This window comes from Argonema antarcticum A004/B2, from assembly GCF_023333585.1.
GTDB lineage: Bacteria > Cyanobacteriota > Cyanobacteriia > Cyanobacteriales > Aerosakkonemataceae > Argonema > Argonema antarcticum.
The window spans coordinates 1-3,315 of the sequence record NZ_JAIQZN010000202.1 but is presented as its reverse complement, the minus strand read 5'-3'; the positions used below and the strand labels follow the sequence as shown (position 1 = coordinate 3,315).

Annotated in this window: 3 protein-coding genes; 2 read left to right on the top strand and 1 reads right to left on the bottom strand. The window is 47.1% G+C overall.

Annotated elements, in window-relative coordinates; all coding sequences use genetic code 11:
- Nucleotides 1–146 precede the first annotated feature (146 nt).
- Nucleotides 147–1,004, bottom strand: coding sequence for a cyanophycinase (locus LAY57_RS35175; protein ID WP_249072062.1), 858 nt, complete (start codon nt 1,002–1,004; stop codon nt 147–149).
- 266 nt (nt 1,005–1,270) lie between these two features.
- Between LAY57_RS35175 and trmD the strand changes: the two genes are divergently transcribed.
- Nucleotides 1,271–2,047, top strand: coding sequence for a tRNA (guanosine(37)-N1)-methyltransferase TrmD (gene trmD, locus LAY57_RS35170; protein ID WP_249072065.1), 777 nt, complete (start codon nt 1,271–1,273; stop codon nt 2,045–2,047).
- 33 nt (nt 2,048–2,080) lie between these two features.
- On the top strand, nt 2,081–3,097 hold the full coding sequence (locus tag LAY57_RS35165) for a DUF1517 domain-containing protein (RefSeq protein WP_249072060.1): 1,017 nt from the start codon (nt 2,081–2,083) through the stop codon (nt 3,095–3,097).
- Nucleotides 3,098–3,315 lie beyond the last annotated feature (218 nt).

Below are 3,315 nucleotides of genomic sequence, written 5' to 3'. Positions count from 1 at the left end.
CTCTTCACTCACTCGCATTCCTCCCGCCGCTCACCTGGGTACAACTAGAGCGGGGGACTCCTGCTGTGCTAGTTGAAGAGGTATTTCAATTTGAAATCTAAAATTTAAAATCTAAAATCTAAAATTTCCCCTGCTCCCCAAGATGACTAACCATTGATGGTAACTGGAATGTTTTTCCGCTGGCGCATATCATAGCGATCGCCGTAGCTGAGAATGTGAAGGCGCATATTGCAAATACCGATCGGGTCGGTGGCTCCCACTTGGCTATGGTTGGTATAGGTAACCTCTCCTGGATCGATAATCGTAACGGTGCCTTTACCCAACACCTGGATGATACCATCTCTTTCAAAGAGGGCGCAGGTATCTTCATCAATTCCGATGCCCAGCCGGTCTGGATGAGCTGCGATCGCACTCATCAGGCGAGCCATGCGATTGCGGTTGTGAAAGTGTTGATCTACGATCACCTCTGGTATAATAGCCAGCCCTGTCGCCATATCCACTAAAGAACGATTGGGACATTCGCCGCTACCGCCACCGGCAATCATGTGATGACCCATCACTGCCGCCCCAGCACTGGTGCCAGCTAGCGTGATCTTACCCTGCCACGCGGCTAGGCGTAATTTTTCCATCAAAGCTGTATCGGCTAGCAACCCACACAGCCGCAATTGGTCGCCACCCGTCAGAAATACGCCCGTACAGACTTCCAGATACTCGTTGATGGCGGGGTCTTCACACTGCTGGCGATCGCGAATGTCTAGCAACTCAATCCTCTTGGCACCCATTTCCGTGAAGATAGCGCGATATCGTTCGCCGATGATCGCTGGTTCTCTCGAAGCAGAGGGTACTATGGCGATTTGGGCGTTTTCTGACCCAGCACGACTAAAAAAAGTCTGTAGGATCTCGCGTCCGTGAACTTTGTCTTCTGCGCCGCCAATCACCATGATTGCGCTTTTAGTCAGTTGGGGTTTCCTGGGTTCCAAGGTTTGATATTCTAATTGCAGCATCGTGTTACTCTTCTCGTGCGGTGGGGCGGGCGTCGAAACTACGCCCTACTTTTACTCCAGTTACCCCTGTAAGTCATTGCTCAGGACTCCTCTGGTTCTGGCTCTGGAGCTTAACCATTAACGCATAATGCCAGATTACTAAACAGATTATTAAACAATAATTGAGAAATTTGACCGCCTTTATACAGAATACTCTCTAAGTAGCCGGGATGTTGTGAGTCACTGTACCTACTATGGTATATGACCTGCTTGTTGAGCGAATCAAAGTGCGATTTGACATTGTTACCCTGTTTCCAGATTTTTTCACTTCCCCGCTGATGTCGGGGCTGCTGGGTAAAGCCCTCGCCAAACAAATTGCCCAAGTCCATCTGGTAAATCCCAGAGATTTTGCTACCGATAAGCATCGGCGGGTGGATGATGAAACTTACGGCGGCGGCGTCGGGATGCTGATCAAGCCAGAACCGATCTTTGTCGCTGTGGAGTCCCTGCCAGTTTTACCGAGACGGGATGTGATTTTAATGACACCCCAAGGTCAAACCTTGAATCAGCCGCTATTGCGAGAATTGGCTACCAATTACGACCAACTGGTGATTATCTGCGGTCATTACGAGGGCGTCGATGAACGGGTGCTGCATTTGGTTACCCGCGAGGTATCCTTGGGAGATTTTGTGCTGACTTGCGGAGAAATTCCCGCACTAGCCCTTATTAATGGTACAGTGCGGTTGTTACCGGGAACAGTTGGTAAGGAAGAGTCTTTGAAAGCAGAGAGTTTTGAGGCTGGGTTGTTAGACTATCCCCAGTGGACTCGTCCAGCTGACTTTCGGGGGCTGAAAGTCCCAGAAGTCTTGCTATCTGGGGATCATGGTAAGATTGAAAAGTGGCGTCAAGAGCAGCAGATCGTCAGAACGCGCGATCGACGTCCCGATTTATTTGCCAGGTGGTCAAAAAGTAAAGGTTATGAAACTGAGATTACCAGTTTTGGCCTCAAAGAACAATCATCTAATATTAATCAGCAGCAGACTGAAGATCGATCGCACAAATAACTGGGGCAGACTTTCCAGAAAGGTAGACAAATCATGCGGCTTCTTAAATCTCGCTTACTCTGGACTACAGCAACTGCGTTTCTTTTATTAAACACCGTTGTAGAAATTCCCCAGTCCGATCGTCAGTCGATCGCGAATCTAAATATTCAGCAAGAAGCTTACGCCAAAAAAAGTGGCGGACGCAGTGGCGGCGGTTCTTTCAGTCGCCCTTCTAGATCGAATAGCGGTTCTTCTTCTCCCTCCAGAAGTAACAATAATGGTGGTTCGTCTGGCGGTAGTTATTACAATTCCACTCCTGTCTATGGTGGTGGTTACAGGTCAGGTGGAGTTTATTTCTATCCGGGATGGGGATTTGTTTTTCCATCTTTGTTTGGGGTAATGATGTTAATGATGGTGTTGTTCATTATTTACGCCATTCAGAACAGCAGGAGGAATTCTGCTCAAACTACCAATGATTTTTCCACTGGCAACAAAGAACTAGACAATAACATTGTCACCATTAGCAAAATTCAGGTAGGACTGCTGGCGCAAGCGCGTGCAATTCAAAAAGAACTATCAGAATTAAGCCTCAGTATAGATACTGGTACGCCGGATGGACTGTCGGAATTGGTGCAAGAATCAGTTTTGGCGTTATTGCGATCGCCCGAAAATTGGACGCACGTATCGGCAACTTCCCAAACTGTTCGCACCAGAGAAGAAGCGGAGACAATTTTTAATAAGTTTTCCATTGAAGAACGCAGCAAATTTAGCTCCGAAACTCTCACAAATGTAGAAGGAAAAGTTCGCCAAAAAGATGTAAATCCCAACCCGAATGCAGAACCTGGATCGTACATTGTGGTAACGTTGCTAATTGGCACAGAAGATGACCGTCCGCTGTTTGTAAATGTTTATTCATCAGCAGATTTAAAGGCAGCCCTTGAGCGAATTGGTGGCACAGCGTCCGAATATCTGACCGTATTTGAGTTGCTTTGGACTCCTCAGTCGGAAACAGAAAGTCTCACCTATGATGAGTTGTTGAGTGAGTACGCGAATTTAATGCAAATTGTTTGATCGATGGGCTTTTTAGATTTTAGATTGTAAATTCCCAATAAATTTTAAACCGACAATCTAAAATCTTCCCTTTCCTAATGACAACTGACAACTGACAACTGACAGCGGAAGAAGGGGCTAGGGGCTAGGGGGAAGAGATTTACCACTGACAACTGACCACTGACAACTGACAACTGACCACTGACAACTGACAACTGACCACTGACAACTGACAACTG

Coding starts and splice junctions, on each gene's coding strand:
- LAY57_RS35175 (WP_249072062.1), bottom strand. CDS start 1,004: ATGCTGCAATTAGAATATCAAACCTTGGAACCCAGGAAACCCCAACTG.
- LAY57_RS35165 (WP_249072060.1), top strand. CDS start 2,081: ATGCGGCTTCTTAAATCTCGCTTACTCTGGACTACAGCAACTGCGTTT.